The following is a 24,043-nucleotide window of genomic DNA, read 5'->3' as shown; positions in this document are numbered from 1 at the left end:
ATACACGTCTATCTCTTTGCAGCCTTTTGCAAAGAGATTTTTTTAGCAGATAAGAAAGTATAAAACTTTCTTACTGCATAAGTGCAACTAAGGTTGTCACCTAAAGGCTTGGTGACAACCAAGTTTTCTAATAAAAAACGGAACAGGTAGGAACTTGTCATTCGGATACCAACAGAAGTTTATGAGGGAGTGGTGGAAGCGATGCGACATTTTGTTTCGACAAGAAATCTATCAGACAGAATGATATTTTCTATTATCAAAAAAGCTGAAGAAATGCGTACGGGGGTTCAACAAATGCCCCGGCAGCTTTTTGCGGCTAACTTATTTTTTGAACCAAGCACACGAACAAAAATGAGTTTTGTTGTTGCTGAACGGAAATTAGGTATCGAAACACTTGATTTTCAAATGGAATCTTCCAGTGTAGTCAAGGGAGAATCGTTGTATGACACTGCAAAGACATGTGAGGCAATTGGTGCCAGCATGATGGTGATTCGCCACCAGGATGATGATTGGTATAAGGAACTTACCAATAACTTATCAATGCCTATTATCAATGCCGGAGCTGGAAAAGGGGAGCATCCAACGCAATCCATGCTTGATTTGCTGACAATTTATCAGGAATATGGAACATTTTCTGGATTGAAAGTTGTCATAGCTGGTGATATCAGTCACAGCAGGGTTGCGCACTCCAATGCCTACGCACTGCAGACACTTGGTGCTGAGGTATACTTTGCCGCTGCACCTGGTTTTGAAGACATGTCAATGGATTTTCCGTACCTTTCGATCGATGAAGCAGTGGAGGTGTGTGATGTGTTGATGCTGCTCAGAATTCAGCATGAACGACACAGCCGAAAGTCCTGTGACACGTTTTCATACCTGGAAAAGTACGGACTGACAAGGGAAAGGGAACAAAAGATGAAAGCTCATGCGATTATTTTACATCCTGCTCCGGTAAACCGTGGTGTCGAAATTGATTCATGTCTGGTTGAATGTCCACGTTCAAGGATTTTTAAACAAATGGAAAATGGTGTCTATATACGCATGGCTATCATTCAAACGCTCTTACAGGAATGGGGAATGTATCATGAAATTGCTCTTGAAAAATGCTAAACGGCAAGTAATGGAACAGGAAGAAGTATGTGACGTGTTAATTTATGAAGGAAAAATTCAGCAAATTGCTCCTGCTATTCAGGGGCAAGCAGCACAGACAATTGATTGTGGCGGGAAGCATATTTTTCCGGGATTTATCGATGTCCACATCCACCTGCGTGAACCGGGTGGCGAACATAAAGAAACGATTAAAACAGGAACGGAGGCTGCGGCAAAAGGGGGATTTACAACGGTATGTGCCATGCCGAATACCAACCCGGTACCTGATAATACCGGTACTGTACAGGCTTTGCTTGAAAAAATAAAGCAGGATGCAGCGATACGTGTCCTGCCATATGCAGCAATTACGAAAGGGTTGAAAGGTGAAGAACTGACGTCAATTGAGGAACTTGCCAAAACGGGAATCTTTGCCTTTACCGATGACGGGGTAGGCATTCAGACTGCCGACTTCATGCTCCATGCGATGAAACAGGCAGCCAAACATGGAAAACCAATTGTTGCTCACTGTGAAGATAATTCGATTGTGTATGGAGGAGTGGTCCACCAGGGGGAAGTCAGTGAAAGGATGGATTTGCCAGGGATTCCTTCATTAAGTGAATCGGTGCAAATTGCCAGGGATGTTTTACTGGCCGAGGCTGCCGGTTGTCATTATCATGTCTGTCACGTCAGTACGAAAGAATCTGTCCGGGTCATCCGCGATGCAAAAAAAGCGGGTATTCATGTGACAGCTGAAGTTACGCCACATCACTTGCTGCTAAATGAGCATACAGTGATTGACGACGATGCAAATTTTAAAATGAATCCACCATTACGCAGTGAAGCGGATCAACAGGCATTAATAGAAGGGCTGCTCGATGGAACCATTGACTTTATTGCAACGGACCATGCTCCACATGCAGAAAATGAAAAAGCACAAGGGTTCCGCCAAGCACCATTCGGCATTGTTGGCTTGGAAACAGCCTTTTCCCTGCTTTATACCAATCTTGTAAAACCAGGGACCATCACATTAAAGCAATTGGTCGATTGGCTGACGATTAAACCGGCTGATGTCTTTGGCATGCCATACGGCAAACTGGAAGAAGGAGCAATTGCCGACATTACGGTAGTGGATTTGAAGAAAGAAACGAATGTGGATAACCACACCTTTGCTTCAAAAGGAAAGAATACCCCATTTCAGGATTGGAAGGTACAAGGGGTTCCAGCAGTTACCATAGCAGAAGGGAAAATAGTCTACGAGGAGGATTCACATGCATAAACGACAACTGATTCTGGAAGATGGCACACAATTTATTGGCGAAGGATTCGGGAGTGACACAACGATGACCGGTGAAGTGGTCTTTAATACAGGGATGACGGGCTATCAGGAAATCATTTCAGATCCGTCCTATTGCGGTCAGATCGTAACAATGACGTATCCACTTGCCGGCAACTACGGGATCAACCGGGATGATTTTGAAACCGTCACACCGTTTATTAACGGATTTGTTGTCAAAGAAGCGAGTGAATATCCATCAAACTTCCGAAGCGATGAAACATTAAGTGATTACCTGAAAGCAAATGGTATTCCAGGCATTGCCGGAATCGATACGCGAAAACTGACAAAGATTATCCGCAGGCACGGTACGATGAAAGGCATGATTGCCGATGCAGCGGAACCAGCAGCAGAACTGACTGAAAAACTGCGCAGAACGCCTGAACAAATAAAACAGGTACGGTACACTTCGGCAGTTAAGCCATACGTAGTGCCGGGACGCGGGAGGCGGATTGTTCTTGTCGACTTCGGTATGAAACATGGAATCCTGAGAGAACTGACCAAACGGGATTGCCATGTTACAGTTGTACCTTATGATTACGGTGCGGAAAATATTTTACGTTTAAAACCCGATGGAATCATGCTAACCAATGGCCCTGGGGATCCGAAAGATGTTCCGGAGTCCGTTGACATGATTAAAGAAGTGGTTGGCAAAATTCCACTATTCGGCATCTGTCTTGGTCATCAATTGCTGGCACTGGCCAGTGGTGCCAATACCGAAAAAATGAAATTCGGCCATCGAGGCGGTAATCATCCTGTGAAAGATTTGATTACCAATAAAACACTCATTACAAGTCAGAATCACAGTTATGCCGTTACACAGGAGTCGCTCATGGATACGGAGCTTGAATTAACACAAATCGCCTTAAATGATAACTCAGTTGAGGGATTAAAACATCGCCAATATCCGGCATTTTCGGTGCAGTATCATCCGGAAAGCTCACCAGGACCGGAAGACACCAATCATTTATTTGATGCATTTATGGAAATGATCCAAGAATCAAAAACAGAGAAAGAGGTGCAGGTTAATGCCTAAAAATATGAACATCCATAAAATTCTTGTTATTGGTTCAGGACCAATTGTAATTGGGCAGGCAGCAGAATTCGATTACTCGGGAACACAGGCATGTCAGGCACTAAGGGAGGAAGGATATACCGTTATCCTGGCAAACTCCAATCCGGCAACAATTATGACGGATCAGACAGTAGCAGATAAAGTTTACATGGAGCCACTTAACGTTGATTTTCTTATCAAAATTATTCGCAAGGAACAGCCCGATGCCATTCTGCCGACACTGGGCGGCCAAACCGGCCTGAATATGGCGGTTGCATTAGATAAAACCGGCATTCTTGAAGAATATAAAGTAGAATTGCTTGGGACATCTCTTGAAGCAATTGAAAAGGCGGAAGACCGAGAAGTGTTCCGTTCATTGATGAAAGAACTGAACGAACCGGTACCTGACAGCCAGATTGTCAATTCAGTCGATGAAGCATGCCAATTTGCCGCAGATATTGGATATCCAGTGATTGTCCGGCCGGCATATACACTTGGTGGAACTGGCGGAGGAATGTGTTATTCCGAGACAGAACTGCGGGAGATAGCCAGGAATGGGCTGTCTCTTTCACCTGTCAGCCAGTGCCTGATTGAGAAAAATATTGCCGGCTATAAGGAAATCGAGTATGAAGTGATGCGTGATAAAAACGATCAGGCAATCGTAGTGTGCAATATGGAAAATGTTGATCCAGTGGGAATTCATACCGGGGACTCGATTGTGGTTGCCCCATCCCAAACATTGAGTGATCGTGAGTATCAATTACTAAGAAATGCCTCGCTCAAGATTATCCGGGAACTGGAAATTGAAGGCGGATGTAATGTCCAGCTGGCAATAGACCCGAACAGTTTCAATTACTATATTATTGAAGTGAATCCGCGTGTCAGCAGATCATCAGCGCTGGCCTCCAAAGCAACCGGATATCCAATTGCCAAAATGGCGGCCAAAATAGCAGTGGGATTGACACTTGACGAAATCATCAATCCGATTACCGGAACAACGTATGCTTGTTTTGAACCGGCACTTGACTATGTTGTTTCTAAAATACCGCGTTTCCCATTTGATAAATTTGTTACCGGTGATCGGTATCTTGGTACTCAAATGAAAGCCACCGGTGAAATCATGTCAATTGGACGTAATTTTGAAGAGTCCCTGCTAAAAGGTATTCGTTCCATGGATATCGGTACCGAGGAACTTTGGCTTCGAAGCCTTGTTGATTTGTCCTTGGAAGAGCTTCAGACCAGACTGCAAAAAGCGGATGATGAGCGGCTGTTTGTTCTGGCTGAGGTGCTGCGCCGTGGTATGACGGTTGAGGAAATATTCCAGCTGACAAAAATAGATCGGTTCTTTCTGCACAAGTTAGAGCAATTGGTTGAGCTGGAAACAGAACTGGCGTCAAACAGAGAGTCACAGGACGTATTGTGGAAAGCGAAGAAACTGGGCTATTCGGATACGCACATTGCCCGCCTCTGGGACATGTCTGTTGATGATGTTTATTCATTCCGGGTAAAAAACCATATCCAGCCGGTCTATAAGATGGTGGATACATGTGCAGCCGAGTTTGAATCGGAAACACCGTATTTTTACAGCAGCTATGAGGAAGAAAATGAATCTGTGCAATCAGATCGCAAAAAAATTCTTGTGTTAGGTTCCGGTCCAATCCGTATTGGGCAGGGAATCGAATTTGACTATGCGACAGTTCATTCGGTTTTAGCCATTAAAGAAATGGGCTATGAAGCAATTATTATGAACAACAATCCAGAAACCGTATCAACGGACTTCAGTATTTCTGACAAATTGTATTTTGAACCACTGACACTGGAAGACGTTATGCATGTTATAAATCTGGAAGAGCCTGAAGGGGTAATTGTTCAGTTTGGCGGTCAAACGGCGATTAACTTGGCTGAAGGATTGGAACGGCGCGGTGTCAAAATTCTGGGAACCGAAATGGACGCTATTGACAAAGCAGAAGACCGGGATAAATTTGAACATTTGCTGAATAAACTTTCCATCAATCGACCAAACGGTAAATCCGTAACAAATCTGGATCATGCTGTGGAAGTTGCGGAAGGAATCGGTTATCCGGTGCTGGTACGCCCTTCCTATGTCATTGGCGGCAGCCGAATGGAAATTGTTTATGACCGGGAGGAATTGGATGCATATCTCGCAAAAACAAATGGGGCTGACAGTGCACACCCGATTCTGATAGATAAATATATTACGGGAATTGAGATTGAAGTGGACGCCATCAGTGACGGTGAAACGGTAATTGTCCCGGGAATTATGGAACATATCGAACGCTCCGGCGTCCATTCCGGGGACTCCATCGCGGTATACCCGCCACAGCGTTTGAGTGACGCTGTTAAAGAAAAATGTATGAAAGATACTGTTAAGATTGCCCGCGAACTCAATGTAAAAGGACTCATCAATATTCAATTTATCGTATGTGACAATGAAGTCTATGTACTGGAGGTAAATCCGCGTGCCAGCCGGACCATTCCTTTCCTGAGTAAAATCACCGGTGTAACGATGGCCAATCTTGCAACAAGGTGTATTCTGGGTGAAACACTTGCAGATATGGGTTATGAATCAGGAATTTTACCGGAAATGGATTCGGTTTCTGTCAAAGTACCGGTGTTCTCATTTGAAAAACTGCGCAGTGTCGATACGATTCTTGGACCTGAAATGAAATCAACCGGTGAAGCAATCGGCCATGATAAAACATTGGAGAAAGCATTGTATAAAGGGCTTGTCGCTGCAGGTTTGTCAGTCCCGCAGGAAGGAGCGGTCCTGCTGACGGTTGCTGATAAAGATAAATTGGAAACAGTTGAAATTGCTGAACGATTCCACCAGCTTGGTTTTCAGCTGTATGCAACAGAAGGAACGGCGGCATACATGGAAAACCACGGAATACCGGTTACAGCAGTGGGAAAAATCGGTTCACCGGAAAAGAACGTGATATCGATTATCGAAAATGGGGATGTACAATTTGTTGTCAATACACTTACATCCGGCAAAAAGCCGCGTTCCGACGGTTTCATGATCAGAAGGGAAGCTGTGGAGCATGGGATTGCCTGCCTGACCAATCTGGACACAGCCAACGCGATTATTAATGTAATAGATTCAACGACGTTCAGCGCTGAACCGATGACAGGCAAAAGGGCTGTATTGTCATGAAGAAGAAGGTAATGCTGACCATTTTGGATGTTCGGGAAATTGCCCTGGATACGGTAGAAATGATCCTTGAAAATTCCTACATCGCAGAAACTGCTGTTCCAGGGCAGTTTCTGCATATCAGTGTGGATGGTCATACACTGCGCAGGCCGATTTCGATTGCAAGTATCGATCGAAAACAGCATACAATCACAATTCTGTTTAAAAAAGTTGGGGATGGCACAGAGCAGCTGGCAGCCTATCAAAACGGAATGTCTCTAAGTGCACTCGGGCCATCAGGGAATGGATTCCATTATGAGGCATCATCTTTGAAAACAGTCTTGCTTATTGGCGGAGGAATTGGAGTTCCGCCGTTGTACAATCTGGGGACTGAGCTAATACAACAAGGCATTAACGTAATTTCCGTTCTGGGCTTTCAATCAAAGGATTGTGTTTTTTATGAAGATAAATTCCAGGAACTTGGCCGCACCATTGTGGTGACGGACGATGGGAGTTATGGACAGCAGGGGTTCGTGACGGATCACCTGCCTGATAAGGCGTTGTGCGATTATTATTTCACATGCGGGCCGATTCCAATGCTGCGGGCGGTAACCAATGCACTGCATGAAAAGTCCGGATCGATTTCACTTGAAGAGCGGATGGGCTGCGGTGTCGGGGCTTGCCTGGCCTGTGTTATTCCTGCTGACAATGCAGACGGCTACCGGAAAATATGTAAGGATGGTCCGGTGTTTGGGGCAAGCGAGGTGATGATATGACGGATTTAACCGTTGATCTTCCAGGTTTACACCTTAAGAATCCCATTATGCCGGCATCAGGCTGTTTCGGGTTTGGCAGGGAATACAGTGAATTCTATGATTTAAATAAACTCGGTGCAGTCATCATGAAAGCAGCAACCGGTGAAAGACGTTATGGGAATAACACTCCACGTGTTGCTGAAACTCCTTCAGGGATGTTAAATGCAATCGGTCTGCAAAACCCGGGTGTTGAAAAAATTATAGAAACGGAAGTTCCATTTCTCGCCGAATATGATGTGCCTGTTATTGCAAATATTGCAGGCAGCACACTGGAGGAATATGAAAAGGTTGCGGCAGCTTTTAACGAAGCAGGTTCGGTTAGCGCGCTGGAACTGAATATTTCCTGTCCCAATGTGAAAGAGGGTGGGATCCAGTTTGGCACAAATCCGGAAATGGCAGCCAATGTAACAAACAGGGTAAAAAAAGCAAGTAATCTTCCCGTTTACGTTAAGCTGTCACCAAATGTAGCAGATATTATCGGCATGGCAAAGGCTGTTGAAGAAGCCGGGGCGGATGGTCTTTCCATGATTAACACATTAACCGGAATGCAGATTCATCAGGGGAGCAGGAAACCGCTGCTTGCCAACAAAACCGGCGGGTTGTCCGGCGGTGCGATTAAACCGGTTGCCATCCGCATGATTTACGATGTCAGTCAGCACGTCTCCATTCCGATTATTGGCATGGGCGGCATCGAGTCGGCAGAAGATGTACTGGAATTTTTACTTGCAGGAGCAAGTGCTGTAGCAGTAGGAACAGCAAACTTTCAAAATCCATACGTTTGTCCCGAAATCATCGATTCACTTCCTGGTGTGTTAGCGAAATACGGATTTCAGTCAGTAACGGATGCAATTGGAAAGGGGCATGAGGATGAAAGGTAAAACATATTTGTCATTGGATTTTCCATCATGGGAAGAATGCAAAACATTTCTTGATCAGAATCATTTACACGGTGTCCCTGTCAAAGTTGGTATGGAGTTATTTTACCGGGAGGGGCCGAAACTGATTGAGCGATTAAAAGAAAACGGCCATGATATTTTTCTTGATTTAAAACTGTTTGATATTCCAACAACGGTGATGAAAGCGATGCGAAATATCGCTAAACTTGAAATCGATATGATCAATGTTCATGCATTGGGTGGAAGTGATATGATTAAACGCGCGAAAGAAGGGCTGGATTCAGGAACAACAATCAACCATGAAACAAAGCTGATTGCGGTAACCATTCTAACGTCAATGGATGAAACAGCAATGAAAAATGAAATGAATCTGCGGGGTTCTTTACAGGATAATGCTGTACAGTTTGCAAGTTTGGCAGCGGACAATGGTGCCGATGGTGTGGTCTGTTCAGTTCACGAGGCACAGCAGATTAAGGATGCGTGCGGGAAGTCATTTTTGACCGTCACACCTGGTATCAGATTGGCGGAATCATCCAGCAACGACCAGAAGCGGCCGGCAACACCGGCTTTTGCCAAAGAAAATGGGTCAGATATACTTGTTCTTGGTCGTACAGTTACACAAGCGGAAAATCCAAAAACCGCTTATAAGAAGGTTCAAAGGGAGTGGGGATATGGAAATGAGTCGTGACATAGCAAAAGAACTTCTGGACATTAAGGCAGTTCAAATACAAACAGACGAATATTTCACCTGGACATCAGGTATAAAATCGCCAATTTATTGTGATAACCGATTAATCATGTCCTATCCTAAAACACGCCGTAAAATTGCAAAGGCGTTTGCCCGGATAATTGCAGGGCTGGAACAAAAGCCGGATATTATCGCTGGCTGTGCCACTGCCGGCATTCCGCACGCAGCATGGCTCGCCGAGGAAATGGATTTGCCAATGGTTTATGTGCGCTCCAAGCCAAAAGGCCACGGTAAAGGCAATCAGATTGAAGGAGCACTGCAAAAAGGTCAGAATGTTGTTGTTATTGAAGATCTTATCTCGACAGGCGGCTCGTCAATTGATTCCGCAAGAGCACTTCAACAGGCAGGTGCGAATGTACTTGGTGTATTGGCAATTTTTACGTATGGATTGAAGAAATCTAAACAACAATTTTCTGAGGCAACGCTTGATTTTCAAACAATTACTACCTATGAAGAAATGCTTGCTGTATTGAAGGAAATCGGGGAAATTAATGAAGAGGAATTAAGTGAATTGCGCGAATGGAAAGATTCACTGTAACCGAAGTAGTAGTAATGTCATTTCGTGTATCACATAAAGATTATATAAATAGCAGAAGCAATTCCAAAACGGATGTGCTTCTGCTATTTTTTTATGAATGGAAATTTTTGTGATTTGTAAATAACTACAGTATATTGAAAATAGTGAGTAGTCGGACTATCATCTAGAATACGAAAGATAGGAGATAAATTTATAATGACAAAGCAATTGATGGGAAAAACAGCGATTGTAACAGGAGCAAGCAGTGGTATTGGAACAGCAATCGCAAAGGAACTTACTAAAGCAGGTGCGAATGTAGTGCTTGCAGCAAGGAATAAAGAAAAGCTTGAAAGCATAGCTGCAGACATTGGCAACAAGGATAAACTATTATATGTTCAAACTGACGTAACAAAAACAAATGATGTTGAGTATTTGACAGAGCGTGCAAAGCAAGTATATGGAAATATAGATATTTATGTAAACAACGCCGGGAAAATGGGATCTAGCAGAGTTTTGAATGGAGATGTTTCTGAGTGGGAGCAAATGATTGATATAAATATCAAAGGAGTTCTTTACGGCATTCATTCCGTTTTACCGGATATGCAGGAGAGAAGAAGTGGACACATCGTAAATATAGCTTCTGATTCAGGTTTTGAGGTTATTGAAAGACTTACGGTGTATTGCGCCACAAAATTTGCTGTTCGTGCAATTTCTGCTGGATTGGAAAAGGAACTCGCTAATACTGGTGTGCGCACTACCAATATTTCGCCGGGAATGGTCGAAACTCCATTAAGTTCAGAGAGTCCCTTTGAGGATGACCGAAAAAAACTTGAACCAACTGATATTGCAAAAGCAGTCATTTATGCCGTGACACAGCCGGATCATGTGGACGTGAATGAAATCACAGTTAGACCAGTTTAACAAAATTAATTTCACACTTTTTATCTATTACCATTTACAGGCAGTTAAAAAAGTATAAGATTCTGCTATTTAGTATTGAAATGCGATGGGGGTTGAATTATAAATGCTTTGGGATGTATTGAGATTTTTTGCAGTTATTGCAGGTGTTTTAATCGTTTATTTTATAATTATAGGCAGTCTTATAATGGGTAATAATTTATTGGAATTTCTTATTCTAAAGCGATTCGAAGGTAAATCAAGAGATGTTGTCATTATTGTAATAACTTGCTTATTTGAATTTATGATAACTTGGATAGTGGCATTTGCAGCTCCTTTAAATTTCACCGACACATTATTTATGACCAGTTTATTATTTGTTTCCATAATGTGGTTATCCTCTGTTTCAAAAGCAAGCTTCGATAACGAGTTAAGCGTAGAACAAAAACTTTATAGTGGCACAGACTCACAACATAAGATAAACGCAGCACGGTTTGCCATTACACCTATAAAATCAGGAACAATTTTATTTGGACTGATAGGTTTCATAACATCTGTTATTGTCTATTTACCTTTCTTTTTGGAATTATAGAACCTAAAGGGAAGCAAAAAGAATGACTAACCATCGTGAGTTAATACTCTATAAGATAATTAGATATTTTGTTACAATAAAATATAGAATAGTTTAAGTTATTAAAAAGAAAAAATAACGAATAGGGAAGAGGTGATTGAAAATGGAGGTACAATATCCAATTGGAAAATTAGAAGTTCCTGGAAACGTAACATTGGAACATATTCAGGAATGGCTAAAAGAAATTGAAACTTACACGGTTCGATTAAGAGAAACTGTTGACTCATTGAATGAAAAGGATTTAAACCGGACATATCGTGATGGCAGCTGGACAGTTCGTCAACTTGTTCATCACATAGCAGATTCCCAGTTGAACATGTATCAACGTTTTAAGCTGGTTTTAACAGCTGAGAATCCAACAGTTCCAGCCTTTGATCAAGAAAAATGGGCTATACAACCTGATACAAAACTTCCTGTGGAGAGTTCTATTAAACTACTGGAAGGCATAAATGAGCGCATCGTATCTTTGGGGAACAGTTTAACCGACGGGCAATTAACTCGAGCTTTTACACTCCAAAAAAACGGTGAAATAACAGTTTCAACTATAGTAGCAAAGTTAGCTTGGCATGAGGAGCACCACTTAGTTCATATAAAAATTGCATTGTCACAATAATACAATATGTATGTGTTCTTGTTTCTTAAACTGACGAATAGGGTACATGGTAGATAGAAAATGATCAAAAGGAGCTATGTATGATGCGTGATTATCTCAAACACTATATTAATGGCGAATGGGTGGAATCCACTGGTTCAGAGACGATGGAAGTTATCAATCCGGCGACAGAAGAAGTTATGGGACATATCAGTCTGGGAACACAAGAGGATTTGGACAGGGCCGTCAGGGCAGCGCGAGATGCTTTCCCGTCTTTTTCACAGACATCGAAAGAATACCGGATCGAATTATTAGAGAAGATTGCAGACGAATATGAAAAACGTAAGGATGACTTGGTTAAAGTCATCACAGAAGAATTGGGTGCACCACGTAAGGTTTCGGAAAAGGTTCACTTTATGATGGGATATTCCCATTTTAAACAAGCGGCTGAGGAGCTTCGGAACTTTTCGTTTACTGAAAAACGCGACAAATCGACCATCGTCAAGGAAGCGATTGGTGTCAGCGGTTTGATTACTCCGTGGAATTTCCCTACTAATCAGACCTCAACTAAGATTGCGAGTGCGTTTGCGGCAGGCAGTACTGTCATTTTAAAGCCAGCAGAAATCACTCCTTATGCAGCGATGATTCTTGCGGAGATTTTCGAAACAGCAGGTCTTCCTAAAGGGGTATTCAACCTCGTCAATGGTACGGGTGAGGGAATTGGCAATGCCATCAGTTCCCATCCGGATATTGATTTTGTATCCTACACTGGCTCCGGTGTTGCCGGACGTAAAGTGATGGAGAATGCTGCGAAAGATATTAAAAAAGTTGCACTGGAATTGGGCGGCAAATCACCGATGATTGTGCTGGATGATGCTGATGTTCATAAAGCGGCTAAAATTGCTGTCGCGAATATCTCGAATAATACTGGACAGGTTTGTACGGCAGCTACCCGCGTACTTGTGCCAAAGACGATAAAGGCGCAATTCGAAGAGGAAGTAAAAGCGGCTGTGGAAAAATTGACTGTTGGTGATCCCGAGCAAGATAATAAGGTTGGTCCGCTTGTTGCAGAAAAGCAATGGGACCGTGTGCAGAGTTATATTCAAACAGGCATGGATGAAGGTGCAAAGGTCCTTATCGGCGGTACAGGCAAGCCTGAGGGGCTGGAAAAAGGATATTTTGCAAAACCAACTGTATTCACAGAAGTAAGCAATGATATGACAATCGCCCAGGAAGAAATTTTCGGACCAGTAACGACAATTATCCCATATGACACGCTGGATGAAGCAATTGAAATCGCAAACGATACCATCTATGGTTTGGCAGGTTATGTAGTCGGTGAAGATCCTGACACATTACAAAAGGCAGCATCCGGCATCAGGGCCGGCCAAATCAGGGTCAATTCGGCGCCAACTGATTTCTCTGCACCATTTGGCGGATTCAAACAATCCGGCATCGGCCGCGAATGGGGTGACTTCGGTATTGAAGAATACCTTGAGCCAAAAGCGATTATGGGAATGTCTTCATAAAAAAGATTTTAAAAAGACCGGGCAGGTGCCCGGTCTTTTTAGGTTCATGAAGGTTAGTTAATCAATTAAGAGAAAGCGTTCCACATGAAAGTTATAAGGTTAATACAGGTTCGATTGTTAACAGAATATTTCGTGTAATAGAATTCCCGGAAAAACCAATGATACTTTGTTGACCATGCGCATATGATCGATTAGATATGGGAAACCCACTGTGGGAGGTCAGGCTATTAATGTCGGGGAATTATCGATCACGTATGGAACGGCGAAAAGGAGAAACAAAGACTAAAAGGTCTAATAAGAATGCCGCGCTTCTTAAAAAGATATTACTTTATTGTCTCGTGGTGATTGTGCTGACAATAATGTCGGTAAGCATTTGGATTTTTTCAATCATCCAGGATGCACCAGAACTGTCACCCGAGGAATTGCAAACACCTTTTTCGTCACAAATTTTTGATGAAGATGGAGAATTCGTTACGACGCTTTTCAAGGAACAAAACCGGATTAAGGTTGATATACAAGAAGTACCGGATAAAATGAAACAGGCAGTAACTTCAATTGAAGACAGACGTTTTTACCAGCACAATGGCATTGACATTCGGCGCATTCTTGGTGCAATGGTCGCCAACATTGAAAAAGGATGGGGATCGGAAGGCGGAAGTACCATAACACAACAGGTTGTGAAAAGAACTATATTATCGCCTGAAAAAACATTGACTCGAAAAATAAAAGAGGCGTATCTGGCAGTCCAATTGGAACAAAAATATTCCAAAAATCAAATTTTGCAGATGTACCTGAATAATATTTATTATGGTAACGGGGCTTACGGACTTGCCACGGCATCGAAAACATACTTTGGTATAGAAGACTTGTCTAAGCTGAATGTGTCGCAAATGGCCCTTCTTGCCGGCCTGCCAAATGCACCGAGCTATTACGACCCATTCGATTATCCTAAAAGAGCAGCTGATCGCCGAAATGACGTTTTAAACGCAATGATTGTGACCGGGGCGATAACAGAGAAGCAAGCGGAACAAGCAGAATCTGTTCCTGTTAAACAGCTGATAGGGAAACAAAAAAAGGTGAACCGTAATCAAAATCAGCCTTATAAGGCGTTTGTTGACCAAGTGTATCACGAATTGGTTGTAGAGCGAAAAATAGTTTCGGATGAACAATTTTATCAGGGTGGATTAAAAATATATACCACTTTGGATGTTGATGTTCAGAAAAAGGTGTACCGCCTCTTGAAATCCGATAAGATCAATTATCCGGATAAACAATTTGAAGCTGGAATTGCGCTGATTGATACACAAACAGGTGCGATTCGGGCAGTTGGCGGAGGAAGGGATTTTATGGCGATCGGCGACACGAATTACGGTGCTCAGGAAAAAAATCCGCCTGGATCAACGTTCAAGCCGATTATTGACTATGGTCCGGCAATTGAATACTTAAACTGGTCAACTGCGCATACGCTTGTTGATGAGCCATATTCGTACAGTGATGGCACCCCGATTCATGAGTGGGACGGTGAATATTGGGGAGAGATGACGATGCGACGGGCGTTGGCGTGGTCCCGGAATATTCCTGCGCTGAAGACGTTCCAGGCTGTTGGAGGTAAAAAGGCAGGAGCTTTTGCGGGGAAACTTGGAATAAAACTTGAAAAGCCGGTTTTTGAATCCGCGGCTATAGGTGGTCTTTCATCAGGGGTAACACCGCTGCAGCTGGCCGGTGCCTACGCGGCATTCGGAAATGGCGGAATCTATCATAAACCTTATACTGTAACGAAAATAGTTTTTCAAAATGGGAAGGAAAAAAAGATGCATCATGACTCGAAAAGGGCAATGCATGATTATACAGCTTATATGATTACCGATATGCTGAAAACGGTGATCAACACCGGAACCGGGACAGCGGCAGCAATACCCGGTGTACCGGCAGCAGGGAAAACAGGATCGACAAACATCCCGGAGCATCTTAGGGAAAAATATAACATTGGCGACGGCTTGCTTGATTCATGGTTTGCCGGTTATACCACCCAATATAGTGCAGCGATTTGGACCGGTTATCCGAAATTTAAAGAAGGAGACAGTGTTCACTATATTCGCTACAACGGATCTGATGATATAGCAAAAGAGATTTTCCGGAAATTGATGGGAAGTCTTTCGGAACCGGATACACCGGATTTTGAAAAACCGGATTCCATCGTTGTGTCGGGAGATGTGCTCTCTGTTCAAGATGCACGGCAGGTAAATTCCCGTTCTGGGGATCAGATGAAGGAAGGCGTGTCAGAAAGCGAGAGTACGGTTCAAGAACAATCCAATCTGTCTGCGGAAAAGGAAGAGCAAAAGGAAGATGTTTCTAAGCAAGACCAGCAGGATGATCATGTGAACCGGAAGAAACAAGAACAAAAAACAGACAAAAAATTAGACAATAAGCAATCAGAAGAAAGGAAAAATCAGAAAGAAGAACATCCAACAGACCAAGAAGATCCGAATAAAAAAACGAATGAACAGGGTACTGATAAAGAAGAGAATGATGAACAGAAGGACGATAAACAGCAAGACGAGGGTAAAAAGAAAGAACCTTCTACGCAAGATGATGAAAGTAAACAGGATGACGGATCAGATTCAGATGAAAATGATGAAAATACGGATAATCAAGATGGTGGTCAGGGTGACAACACCCAGGATGAAACCGGAGAAAATAATGAAGGGAATACCGAAGAAAACGAAGCGTCGAACCAGAAAAAGAGAGAAAAGTTATAAATGGATAGAGGACATAACCCTCCGTTAGTCTGATAAGCAGCGCTCATTACCAAAAAATGAGATTATCTCCGCAAATTGGAGATAATCTCATTTTTTTACTTTTTCTCCGCCAGAACCATCCATTCATCAATTGCAAAAGAGGTTATTTTATTGCCTTCAAATTCAATTTGAAAATAATCATGTATATCAGCGGCTGCGCTTGAAATGAACTGATCTACTTCTTTAATTTTATCTTCTTTATCCAATGTCCGTCGCACCCATTCTTGGTATGGCAAAGTTTTCTTCCGTGTGGTTTCCATACGGGTTTTCAGGTTTTGTTTGACTAATAGTTCCTTCCATTCCGATATTGATCGTGATCGGACATGACTGTAGTCACGCATTTTTTCCAGTGAGTTGACGAACGTATCATGAGTGGAATTTTCGGGAGCTATATTATCGATAAACAAAAATTCACCATCTGGTTTTAGGATACGATATACTTCTGCAATAAACAGTCCCGGATTGGGAAAGTGATGTGCTGCAATTCTGCAGGTGACAATATCAAATGTATTGCTTTCAAAAGGCAGGTTTTCTGCATCCGCGACCTGATAGCTAATATTATTGAGGTCGGTTAAGTGTGCTGCCGTGTTGATCAACATTGTTTCTGTAATGTCAGTAGCAGTGATCTGTTTAACATAGGGCGCCAGTTTTTTTGCAGTGTGCCCTCCGCCAGTCGCAATATCCAGAACATGTTGTGTGGAGTCGGGATTCAACCAGTTTATCATTAGAGATAAATCTTCTCCTGTGGCATGAGTGGAACTTGTCACATATGCATCACTATTTTTGGAAAATACCTTTCTTGCATCTTCCTTCTCAGACATATCATCATCTCCCAAATTAAAAGGTACTTTTATCATATCGAAGTACATGCAATAATTATAATATTCATTTATAATCAAAAGTAATAACAATTAATTATCAAAAGAGGCGTTCAGAATGAAAATTGAAGACTACGAGTTATTGCTGAAGTTGAATGAGGTAGGGACGATCCGTGGGACGGCCAAGGCAATTTTAATATCTCAGCCGGCTGTTACCCAGCGGTTGAAGTATATTGAGGATTATTTCGGTGAGATGATTTTCATCCGAACATCCAAACGGTTAATGCCCACTCCTGCAGGTGAAATGATTTTAACGCATGCGAAAGAAGTGATGAATCGAGAAGAAATTATCAAAAATTCGCTCTCACAATCCAGTCAGGAAGTCCAAGGTACCTTGTCGATAGCCTGCTCCACACTTGTCAGTCAGCGGTTTTTACCGTCTATTTTGTCCAAATACACAAAAAAATTTCCGAAAGTGGCAATTGATCTTGTGACGGGGATCAGTGAAGATATCAAAAAAGGTCATAAAAAGTATCATGTATCCATTATCCGAGGTGAAAAATTGAAGGAAACCGTGAGTGAACCGCTTTTCGATGATCCATTATATATATTTGATACCGAACCCTTTCCGAAAAACAAGCTGAAAGAACGGCCGCTTATTTCGTTTAAAAGTGATGACAGTATGCATGAACAGGTAGATAATTGGCTTTATTACCATCAGGATCAGTTAAAGCCGGTTAAAAACATCCGGGTCGATCAGATTGAAACGTGCAAACAGTTCATGAAAGAAGGATTGGGAATGGCAGTGTTGCCTGAAAGTGTTTCTGATTCGATGATGGAAGAATACCCGCACATATCGATGGAACTTGCTGGAAAACCGGTGACAAGAGACACATGGGTTTGTTATCAGGACGGGGTCCGCAATTTGCCACAGGTTGACGAATTTATCAAGGCGCTGTTAGATGAAACGTTTCGGTAATGTTTAATTTTTTTCATAAAAGGAACACTCATTATATAATCAGATATCAAGGAGTGTTTATACATGAGCGACGTAATATTTACATCAAGTGCAACAGCAAAAAATGGTCGGGAAGGACACGTTAAATCGGATGATGGCTTAATAGACTTAGATCTGGTTAACCCGGCTACAAATAAGGAAGATAAGGGTTCCAATCCGGAACAGCTTTTCGCGGCAGCATATTCAGCATGTTATGATGGTGCACTGAATTTGGTTGCATCGAACCAGAAAAAGGACATTGATTCCGAAACCACTGCAGAAGTAAGTTTCTGTAAGGACCCTGAAGATAACGGTTTTAAAATTGCGGCAACCTTGAATATCAACATCAAGGGTGTCAGCCAGGATGAGGCAGACAAACTGGCTGAAGATGCCCATCAGGCTTGTCCATATTCCAAGGCAACCAGGGGAAATATTGAGGTAACATTAAATCCTAAGGCAGTATAATGAGTAGAGTTGAATCGGGACATCGATTACGATTAATCGGTGTCCTGATTTTTTAAGTTATAAATTAAAGGAAAATTCTTTACACTCATGGTAAGGTAAAATGTACTAATGAAGAAAATAAGAAGCACTGATTCAGGCTGCGAGTCTTTTGAATAACGGACTTGTCATTTAGGGGAAATTGCAATGACTTATAGTTGGAAAACATGCCCTTCCGAAATAAGGAATTTTGTTACAAAACTTTTGGATGAAATAAAGGTTGTGATACAGGAAAATTATATCGGTTGTTACATACACGGATCACTTGCAATGGGTGGATTCAATCCCTCCAAAAGTGACATCGATTTACTGGTAGTAACGCGGGATTCCATAACTTCTGCAAGAATGAAAGAATTGGTACAGTTGTTTTTGGATTATTCCGGCAACCCATATCCGGTTGAAATAAGCTTTTTGAATAAGGACCAATTAACACACTGGCAACATCCCTGTCCATTTGATTTTCATTATAGTGAATATTGGAGGGAGTACTATGAATCTGAAAGTCGATTTTTTAGTGTACAATCGGGGACCGATCCGGATTTGGCTGCACACATTATGATCATTAATCATCGCGGATGTTGTCTGGAGGGAAGGCCAATATCAGATGTGTTTCCTGTTATTCCATATTCCGATTATATCGATTCGATAATGGGAGATTTCCGGGAGTGTCAGGATAATATGGTGGAGGATCCAATATATTGTTCATTAAACTTGATTCGCGTTTATTTGTATTTGAAAGATAGAAAAATTTTCTCGAAATTGGAGGCCGGAAACTGGGCATTGGAATCCCTTCCGGACGATACAAAAGGAATATTAAAAAAAGTTATCAGCAGCTATACACAAAACGATACATTTTATTTTGATCAGGGCGAACTCTTATCACTTAAAAATTTTCTTGTTGGAAAGATTGAGATGTTGCAAAAGTAAACCCAAAAAACGCAAGGGAGAGAATTCCCCGCGTTTTTTTAATCTGGGTTTATTTTTTTTCGACTGCTTTTAGTCGTTCCACAACATCCTTTTGAGGTGTTACAAACAATGTTTTCTGGTTATCATACGTGACGAATCCCGGTTTAGCCCCATTCGGTTTTCGGACATGGCGAATTTTTGTGTAATCCACTGGAACCGAAGACGAGTGCTGTGATTTGCTGAAGTATGCAGCAAGTTGCGCAGCTTCCAATAATGTCTCTTCACTGGGATCTTTGGATCGGATAATGACATGTGAGCCTGGGATATCTTTGGTATGAAGCCAGATTTCATCGCGATGAGCAAGTTTCATGGTTACATACTCATTCTGTTTATTATTTTTTCCTACTAACATTGGAGTATCGTCAGAGCTTGTATACTTTTCCGGTTCGGGTTTTGCTGGTTTATTTTTCCTTTTCCCCTGTCTTTGTTTTTTAAGATAACCTTCATCACGCAGTTCCTCCCTTATTTCCTCAATATCAGCCTCACGTGCGGTGTCAATTTGCTGAATCAACTGATCTAAATAAGCAATTTCGTTATTTGCTTTTTTTATTTCGGTATTGACCATTCGTTTGGATGTCTTTAATTTCTGGTATGTTTTAAAAAAGCTTTGGGCATTTTCGCTTGGTGTTTTGTTTGGATTCAGTTCGATTGTGATTTCTTTTTGTTCTGGATCGTAGTAATCAATGACCTGAACATTTTCGTCTCCCTGTTTTACCTGATGCATGTTAGCTGTAAGCAGTTCGCCAAGATGCTGATATTTCTCTGCACCTGCTGCCTTTTTTAATGTTTTTTCATGTTTTTTCAGTTTTCGTTCGTTCTTATCTTTCTCATTTTTAATAAATTGATATAAATCCCGGGCCTGCTGCTTGACTCGGTCACGCTCTGCTTTTCCGGAATAAAAGGCATCGAGCATTTCATTTGTGGTGGCGTAATCCTTTTTCTCATCTTCCAGATACGTTATCGGCAGGACATGGAACGCTTCTATTTTGTGCTGATAGACTGCTGGAGAATAGCTGTTGTTGCGAATCAGTTCCCGTAAATCCTCAAATGCGTTACTATATGCCTCCTGAGAACCGAGTTTTGTCTCGTGGATGATTTCATTGGCAATGAGTGGTGATACACCTGTAATGGTCTGGACAATCTGCTTATCCATTTTTCCGGCATTAAAGTCGAGCTTTTTTACGAAGGTGGATCCATCAATGTCCAGCGGGTTGAGCTTGTTCTGACTTGGCGGCAGAATATATTTCTGTCCTGGCAGGATTGTCCGGTAACTGTTCTGGGAAACTGGTACGTGTTTTAAACTATCCAGGATATGCCCTTTGTCTGCATCAATCAGCATAAAATTGCTGTGCTTTCCCATTAATTCCAGTACCATCGTTTTGTTGGTAATATCGCCAAGCTCATTTCTCGTTTTGATGTGAAACGTAATGATACGTTCCATTCCGTATTGATCGATCGATTCAATAATCGCGCCGGATAAATTTTTTCGAAGCAGCATACAGAACATCGGGGGCTCTTTTGGATTTCTGTATGTGTCATCGGTTAAATGAAATCGCGCATACATAGGGTGAATCGATACAAGTAATGTATGATTTTCTCCCTGGCTGCGTATTGTGAAAACCAGTTCAGTGGATGTTGGCTGATATATTTTAGTGATTTTTCCCGGTATTATTTTTTTATTTAATTCGTGCGTTACTGCTCGTGTAACAATCCCATCGAATGGCATTTAATCACCTCAAAATTCCATATTTATTTACTGCAATAGCTATATTAAATTATCGTTATACTCTGGTTTCAACTATATAGAACCATATATCGATTGTATAAGGCCAGTTATCATTCGTAAAACGAAAATATCAACCGCAAACAATTCGTGGCGGATACCTTTCATACGGCAAAAACCATGCTCCATTGCTTTTCTACCAATTATAGCATTATTTGGGACATGTCTGCATAGTTATTGTTATAGAGATTTGTTTTCGATCGTATCAGGATGGATATGGAGGAATGAACTATGAATTGGTATCAGTTGGACGCAGAAACGGTTGAACAAAAACTACATGTTACAACAGGAGCAGGCCTTAAAGCAAAACAGGTGGACAAGCGCAGGAAGGAATTTGGTGCAAATAAACTGCTAACAGAAAAGGAAGTCTCCCGATGGTTGATTTTTTTGAAGCAGTTCCAGGATTTTATGGTGCTTGTCCTGCTTGCTGCAACATTGATTGCAGGAGTACTTGGAGAATATGTGGATGCGATAGCAATTATGGTAATCGTTTTGGTAAACGGATTTCTTGGTTATTTTCAGGAACAAAAAGCGGAAAAGTCTCTGGCAAAATTGAAAGAAATGTCCGCGCCTGTGGCCAGCGTCATGCGTGAAGGCGAGTGGGTAAAAATCCCTTCCGGTGATGTTGTGGTCGGGGATGTGGTTCGAATTAACAGTGGTGACCGGATTCCTGCTGATTTAAGGCTCACCAAGTCAAACAGTATGGAAACCGAGGAATCAGCGTTAACCGGGGAATCCCTTCCGGTAATGAAACATGCATCTGCTATTAGAAAAGACGGACTTGATGCACAGGATCAGGTGAATATGGGTTTTATGGGAACTTTGGTAACCCGGGGGTCCGGAGTCGGCATTGTTGTTGGGACCGGCATGAACACGGTGATGGGACAAATTGCATCACTCATGACAGGGACAACTAAAACAATTACGCCGTTGGAGCGGAAACTTGCAGAGCTTGGAAAAATCCTTATTTTTGCAGCATTAATTTTGACGGCATTAGTTGTTGTTGTCGGTGTATATCAGGGGCATCCGATTTATAACATGTTCCTGGCGGGGGTATCATTGGCAGTTGCTGCGATACCGGAAGGGCTGCCGGCAATCGTAACAGTCGCACTTTCGTTGGGTGTGCAGCGGATGATCAGAAAAAAAGCGATTGTCCGAAAGCTTTCTGCAGTTGAAACGCTTGGGTGTGCATCGGTTATTTGTTCCGACAAAACAGGGACATTGACCGAAAACCAAATGACGGTGAAAGAACTATATGTAAATGGCAAGCATCTGTATGTAACTGGGAACGGTTATTCGGTTCAAGGGGATTATTTTCTCAATGATAAAAAAGTGGATCGGGATTTTCCCAATTTAAATTCCATGCTCTTATATGGGATGCTTTGCAACAACGCGTCACTGCAACTGAGAAAGGGAAAATACAATATCGATGGAGATCCGACAGATGGTGCTTTGTTGGTTGCTGCCAGAAAGTTCGGTCTTTCGCATGTACTGCATGATCAGTATAAAGTTGTGAAGGAGATCCCGTTTGATTCCACCCGCAAACGAATGAGCATGATCATTGAAGATGAGAATAAAATGCGGTTTTTAATAACGAAGGGTGCACCGGAAGTATTGCTTCCCCGTTCGGATTTTTATTTGAGTGAAGACGGTCGAAAAATGATGCGCACAACAGATAAACAAACGGTTGAGAATGCGATTAACGGCATGGCACAGAATGCACTGCGAACTATTGCCATCGCGATGAAGCCTCTTCCTGATGATGGTGATGCAGATGCGGCTGTGCTGGAAAACGAATTAACATTTGTCGGATTATATGGAATGATGGACCCGCCGAGAAAAGAAGTGAAAGCTGCAGTAAATGAGTGTCGTGAGGCCGGAATAAAAACGGTTATGATTACTGGAGATCATGAAAAAACCGCACGTGCAATTGCCGAAAATCTGAATATACTTCCTGCTGGCGGCATGGTATTAAATGGTTATCAGCTTAATCAAATGTCTATTTCCGATCTCCGGGAAGTAATTGATGATGTATCAGTTTTCGCCCGGGTGACACCGGAGCATAAGCTGAAAATCGTGAAGGCTTATCAGGAAAATGGACATGTCGCTGCTATGACAGGGGACGGTGTGAATGATGCACCTGCCATAAAAGCCAGTGATATCGGTATCAGTATGGGTCGGACCGGCACCGATGTGACCAAGGAAGCATCCTCATTAATATTAATGGATGATAATTTTACCACCATAAAAGATGCCATTATTGAAGGCAGAAACATATATGAAAATATTCGTAAGTTTATCCGGTATTTGCTTGCTTCAAATGTTGGTGAAATACTCGTCATGTTGTTTGCGATGCTGTTAGCGTTACCATTGCCGCTTGTACCTGTTCAGATTTTATGGGTTAACCTGGTGACCGACGGACTGCCTGCAATGGCGCTGGGTTTGGATCAGTCCGAGGATGATGTCATGAAACGAGGACCGCGAAATCCAAGGGAAGGCATCTTTTCGCGTGGGCTTGGCTTTAAAATAGTCAGCCGGGGAATTTTGATTGGTGTTATTACACTTGCATCATTTATGTTGACATATCAGGGTACAGAGGAGTCATTGGTGTATGGGCAGACAGTGGCCTTCACGACATTGGTAATGGCACAACTCATTCATGTGTTTGACTGCCGTAGTGAAAAATCGGTTTTTGCCCGGAATCCATTTCAGAATATATATCTGGTGCTGGCGGTGCTGTCTTCCCTGATTCTATTGCTTGGCGTGATTTATTGGGAGCCGCTGCAGCCAATCTTCCATACTACCTTTCTAGGAATTCGAGATTGGATGCTCATCCTGGTGTTGAGCTCTCTGCCGACAGTTCTGTTTGGATTTACCAAAAAGTAAATATAAGCATTATAAAAACCCTTCTGCAACGAATGAAGGGTT

The 24,043-nt window shown here is 42.2% G+C and carries 19 protein-coding genes; 17 read left to right on the top strand and 2 right to left on the bottom strand.

Translation table 11 applies throughout. The features are described from left to right. Positions 1–201: 201 nt before the first annotated feature. The 13 genes from ABD010_RS16445 to ABD010_RS16385 all read left to right on the top strand — a co-directional run bounded on the left by ABD010_RS16445 (position 202) and on the right by ABD010_RS16385 (position 16,011). Positions 202–1,110 (top strand): aspartate carbamoyltransferase catalytic subunit, encoded by a 909-nt coding sequence (locus ABD010_RS16445; protein ID WP_343815531.1) that lies wholly within the window; start codon positions 202–204, stop codon positions 1,108–1,110. Next, positions 1,085–2,365: a dihydroorotase gene (locus tag ABD010_RS16440; RefSeq protein WP_343815529.1), complete on the top strand. Its 1,281-nt coding sequence runs from the start codon at positions 1,085–1,087 to the stop codon at positions 2,363–2,365. Before ABD010_RS16445 ends, ABD010_RS16440 begins: the two co-directional genes overlap by 26 nt. Next, on the top strand, positions 2,358–3,458 hold the full coding sequence (locus tag ABD010_RS16435) for a carbamoyl phosphate synthase small subunit (RefSeq protein WP_343815526.1): 1,101 nt from the start codon (positions 2,358–2,360) through the stop codon (positions 3,456–3,458). The genes ABD010_RS16440 and ABD010_RS16435 overlap by 8 nt, the downstream gene beginning before the upstream one ends. Then, positions 3,451–6,651 carry a carbamoyl-phosphate synthase large subunit gene (gene carB, locus ABD010_RS16430; RefSeq protein ID WP_343815523.1) on the top strand — a complete coding sequence of 1,067 codons (3,201 nt, stop codon included), beginning with the start codon at positions 3,451–3,453 and terminating at the stop codon, positions 6,649–6,651. Before ABD010_RS16435 ends, carB begins: the two co-directional genes overlap by 8 nt. Continuing rightward, positions 6,648–7,403 carry a dihydroorotate dehydrogenase electron transfer subunit gene (locus ABD010_RS16425; protein WP_343815521.1) on the top strand — a complete coding sequence of 252 codons (756 nt, stop codon included), beginning with the start codon at positions 6,648–6,650 and terminating at the stop codon, positions 7,401–7,403. The genes carB and ABD010_RS16425 overlap by 4 nt, the downstream gene beginning before the upstream one ends. Beyond that, on the top strand, positions 7,400–8,320 hold the full coding sequence (locus ABD010_RS16420; RefSeq protein ID WP_343815519.1) for a dihydroorotate dehydrogenase: 921 nt from the start codon (positions 7,400–7,402) through the stop codon (positions 8,318–8,320). Before ABD010_RS16425 ends, ABD010_RS16420 begins: the two co-directional genes overlap by 4 nt. Next, positions 8,310–9,026 carry an orotidine-5'-phosphate decarboxylase gene (gene pyrF / locus ABD010_RS16415; RefSeq protein WP_343815517.1) on the top strand — a complete coding sequence of 239 codons (717 nt, stop codon included), beginning with the start codon at positions 8,310–8,312 and terminating at the stop codon, positions 9,024–9,026. Before ABD010_RS16420 ends, pyrF begins: the two co-directional genes overlap by 11 nt. Continuing rightward, positions 9,016–9,624: an orotate phosphoribosyltransferase gene (gene pyrE, locus ABD010_RS16410; RefSeq protein ID WP_343815515.1), complete on the top strand. Its 609-nt coding sequence runs from the start codon at positions 9,016–9,018 to the stop codon at positions 9,622–9,624. The genes pyrF and pyrE overlap by 11 nt, the downstream gene beginning before the upstream one ends. A 195-nt stretch (positions 9,625–9,819) precedes the next feature. Then, a complete protein-coding gene (locus ABD010_RS16405; RefSeq protein WP_343815512.1) occupies positions 9,820–10,524 on the top strand; it encodes an SDR family oxidoreductase in 705 nt (234 codons plus the stop codon). 103 nt (positions 10,525–10,627) lie between these two features. Further along, entirely contained in the window at positions 10,628–11,092 is a 465-nt protein-coding gene (locus tag ABD010_RS16400) for a hypothetical protein (RefSeq protein ID WP_343815510.1), read from the top strand. Positions 11,093–11,234: 142 nt separating this feature from the next. After that, a complete protein-coding gene (locus tag ABD010_RS16395) occupies positions 11,235–11,744 on the top strand; it encodes a YfiT family bacillithiol transferase (protein WP_343815507.1) in 510 nt (169 codons plus the stop codon). An 83-nt stretch (positions 11,745–11,827) separates the two neighbouring features. Next, on the top strand, positions 11,828–13,252 hold the full coding sequence (locus ABD010_RS16390) for an aldehyde dehydrogenase family protein (protein WP_343816368.1): 1,425 nt from the start codon (positions 11,828–11,830) through the stop codon (positions 13,250–13,252). A 230-nt stretch (positions 13,253–13,482) separates the two neighbouring features. Beyond that, complete coding sequence (locus tag ABD010_RS16385) at positions 13,483–16,011, top strand: PBP1A family penicillin-binding protein (RefSeq protein WP_343815504.1); 2,529 nt, start codon at positions 13,483–13,485, stop codon at positions 16,009–16,011. A 95-nt stretch (positions 16,012–16,106) separates the two neighbouring features. Here ABD010_RS16385 and ABD010_RS16380 read toward each other — a convergent pair whose 3' ends face one another. Then, positions 16,107–16,871, bottom strand: a complete 765-nt coding sequence (locus ABD010_RS16380) for a class I SAM-dependent methyltransferase (RefSeq protein ID WP_343815501.1) — start codon at positions 16,869–16,871, stop codon at positions 16,107–16,109. Positions 16,872–16,986: 115 nt separating this feature from the next. Here ABD010_RS16380 and ABD010_RS16375 point away from each other — a divergent pair, with 115 nt between their 5' ends. The 3 genes from ABD010_RS16375 to ABD010_RS16365 all read left to right on the top strand — a co-directional run bounded on the left by ABD010_RS16375 (position 16,987) and on the right by ABD010_RS16365 (position 19,293). Further along, entirely contained in the window at positions 16,987–17,847 is an 861-nt protein-coding gene (locus tag ABD010_RS16375) for a LysR family transcriptional regulator (RefSeq protein ID WP_343815498.1), read from the top strand. Between the two features lie 63 nt (positions 17,848–17,910). After that, entirely contained in the window at positions 17,911–18,330 is a 420-nt protein-coding gene (locus ABD010_RS16370; protein ID WP_343815495.1) for an organic hydroperoxide resistance protein, read from the top strand. Positions 18,331–18,513: 183 nt separating this feature from the next. Beyond that, on the top strand, positions 18,514–19,293 hold the full coding sequence (locus tag ABD010_RS16365) for an aminoglycoside adenylyltransferase domain-containing protein (protein ID WP_343815493.1): 780 nt from the start codon (positions 18,514–18,516) through the stop codon (positions 19,291–19,293). A 49-nt stretch (positions 19,294–19,342) separates the two neighbouring features. Here the strand turns inward: ABD010_RS16365 and ABD010_RS16360 are convergent, their stop codons facing one another. Beyond that, entirely contained in the window at positions 19,343–21,058 is a 1,716-nt protein-coding gene (locus ABD010_RS16360) for an Rqc2 family fibronectin-binding protein (protein WP_343815490.1), read from the bottom strand. 288 nt (positions 21,059–21,346) lie between these two features. Between ABD010_RS16360 and ABD010_RS16355 the strand changes: the two genes are divergently transcribed. Next, the gene (locus tag ABD010_RS16355; protein WP_343815487.1) at positions 21,347–24,001 is read left to right on the top strand and encodes a cation-translocating P-type ATPase; all 2,655 of its coding nucleotides are present in this window, start codon (positions 21,347–21,349) and stop codon (positions 23,999–24,001) included. Positions 24,002–24,043 lie beyond the last annotated feature (42 nt).

This window comes from Virgibacillus siamensis (genome assembly GCF_039522605.1).
Lineage (GTDB): Bacteria > Bacillota > Bacilli > Bacillales > Amphibacillaceae > Lentibacillus > Lentibacillus siamensis.
This window is presented reverse-complemented; position numbering and strand designations above follow the sequence as displayed.

Bases quoted from the DNA above. Each gene is read 5' to 3' on its own strand.
- ABD010_RS16445 (WP_343815531.1), top strand. From the start codon at position 202: ATGCGACATTTTGTTTCGACAAGAAATCTATCAGACAGAATGATATTT.
- ABD010_RS16440 (WP_343815529.1), top strand. From the start codon at position 1,085: ATGAAATTGCTCTTGAAAAATGCTAAACGGCAAGTAATGGAACAGGAA.
- ABD010_RS16435 (WP_343815526.1), top strand. From the start codon at position 2,358: ATGCATAAACGACAACTGATTCTGGAAGATGGCACACAATTTATTGGC.
- carB (WP_343815523.1), top strand. From the start codon at position 3,451: ATGCCTAAAAATATGAACATCCATAAAATTCTTGTTATTGGTTCAGGA.
- ABD010_RS16425 (WP_343815521.1), top strand. From the start codon at position 6,648: ATGAAGAAGAAGGTAATGCTGACCATTTTGGATGTTCGGGAAATTGCC.
- ABD010_RS16420 (WP_343815519.1), top strand. From the start codon at position 7,400: ATGACGGATTTAACCGTTGATCTTCCAGGTTTACACCTTAAGAATCCC.
- pyrF (WP_343815517.1), top strand. From the start codon at position 8,310: ATGAAAGGTAAAACATATTTGTCATTGGATTTTCCATCATGGGAAGAA.
- pyrE (WP_343815515.1), top strand. From the start codon at position 9,016: ATGAGTCGTGACATAGCAAAAGAACTTCTGGACATTAAGGCAGTTCAA.
- ABD010_RS16405 (WP_343815512.1), top strand. From the start codon at position 9,820: ATGACAAAGCAATTGATGGGAAAAACAGCGATTGTAACAGGAGCAAGC.
- ABD010_RS16400 (WP_343815510.1), top strand. From the start codon at position 10,628: ATGCTTTGGGATGTATTGAGATTTTTTGCAGTTATTGCAGGTGTTTTA.
- ABD010_RS16395 (WP_343815507.1), top strand. From the start codon at position 11,235: ATGGAGGTACAATATCCAATTGGAAAATTAGAAGTTCCTGGAAACGTA.
- ABD010_RS16390 (WP_343816368.1), top strand. From the start codon at position 11,828: ATGCGTGATTATCTCAAACACTATATTAATGGCGAATGGGTGGAATCC.
- ABD010_RS16385 (WP_343815504.1), top strand. From the start codon at position 13,483: ATGTCGGGGAATTATCGATCACGTATGGAACGGCGAAAAGGAGAAACA.
- ABD010_RS16380 (WP_343815501.1), bottom strand. From the start codon at position 16,871: ATGTCTGAGAAGGAAGATGCAAGAAAGGTATTTTCCAAAAATAGTGAT.
- ABD010_RS16375 (WP_343815498.1), top strand. From the start codon at position 16,987: ATGAAAATTGAAGACTACGAGTTATTGCTGAAGTTGAATGAGGTAGGG.
- ABD010_RS16370 (WP_343815495.1), top strand. From the start codon at position 17,911: ATGAGCGACGTAATATTTACATCAAGTGCAACAGCAAAAAATGGTCGG.
- ABD010_RS16365 (WP_343815493.1), top strand. From the start codon at position 18,514: ATGACTTATAGTTGGAAAACATGCCCTTCCGAAATAAGGAATTTTGTT.
- ABD010_RS16360 (WP_343815490.1), bottom strand. From the start codon at position 21,058: ATGCCATTCGATGGGATTGTTACACGAGCAGTAACGCACGAATTAAAT.
- ABD010_RS16355 (WP_343815487.1), top strand. From the start codon at position 21,347: ATGAATTGGTATCAGTTGGACGCAGAAACGGTTGAACAAAAACTACAT.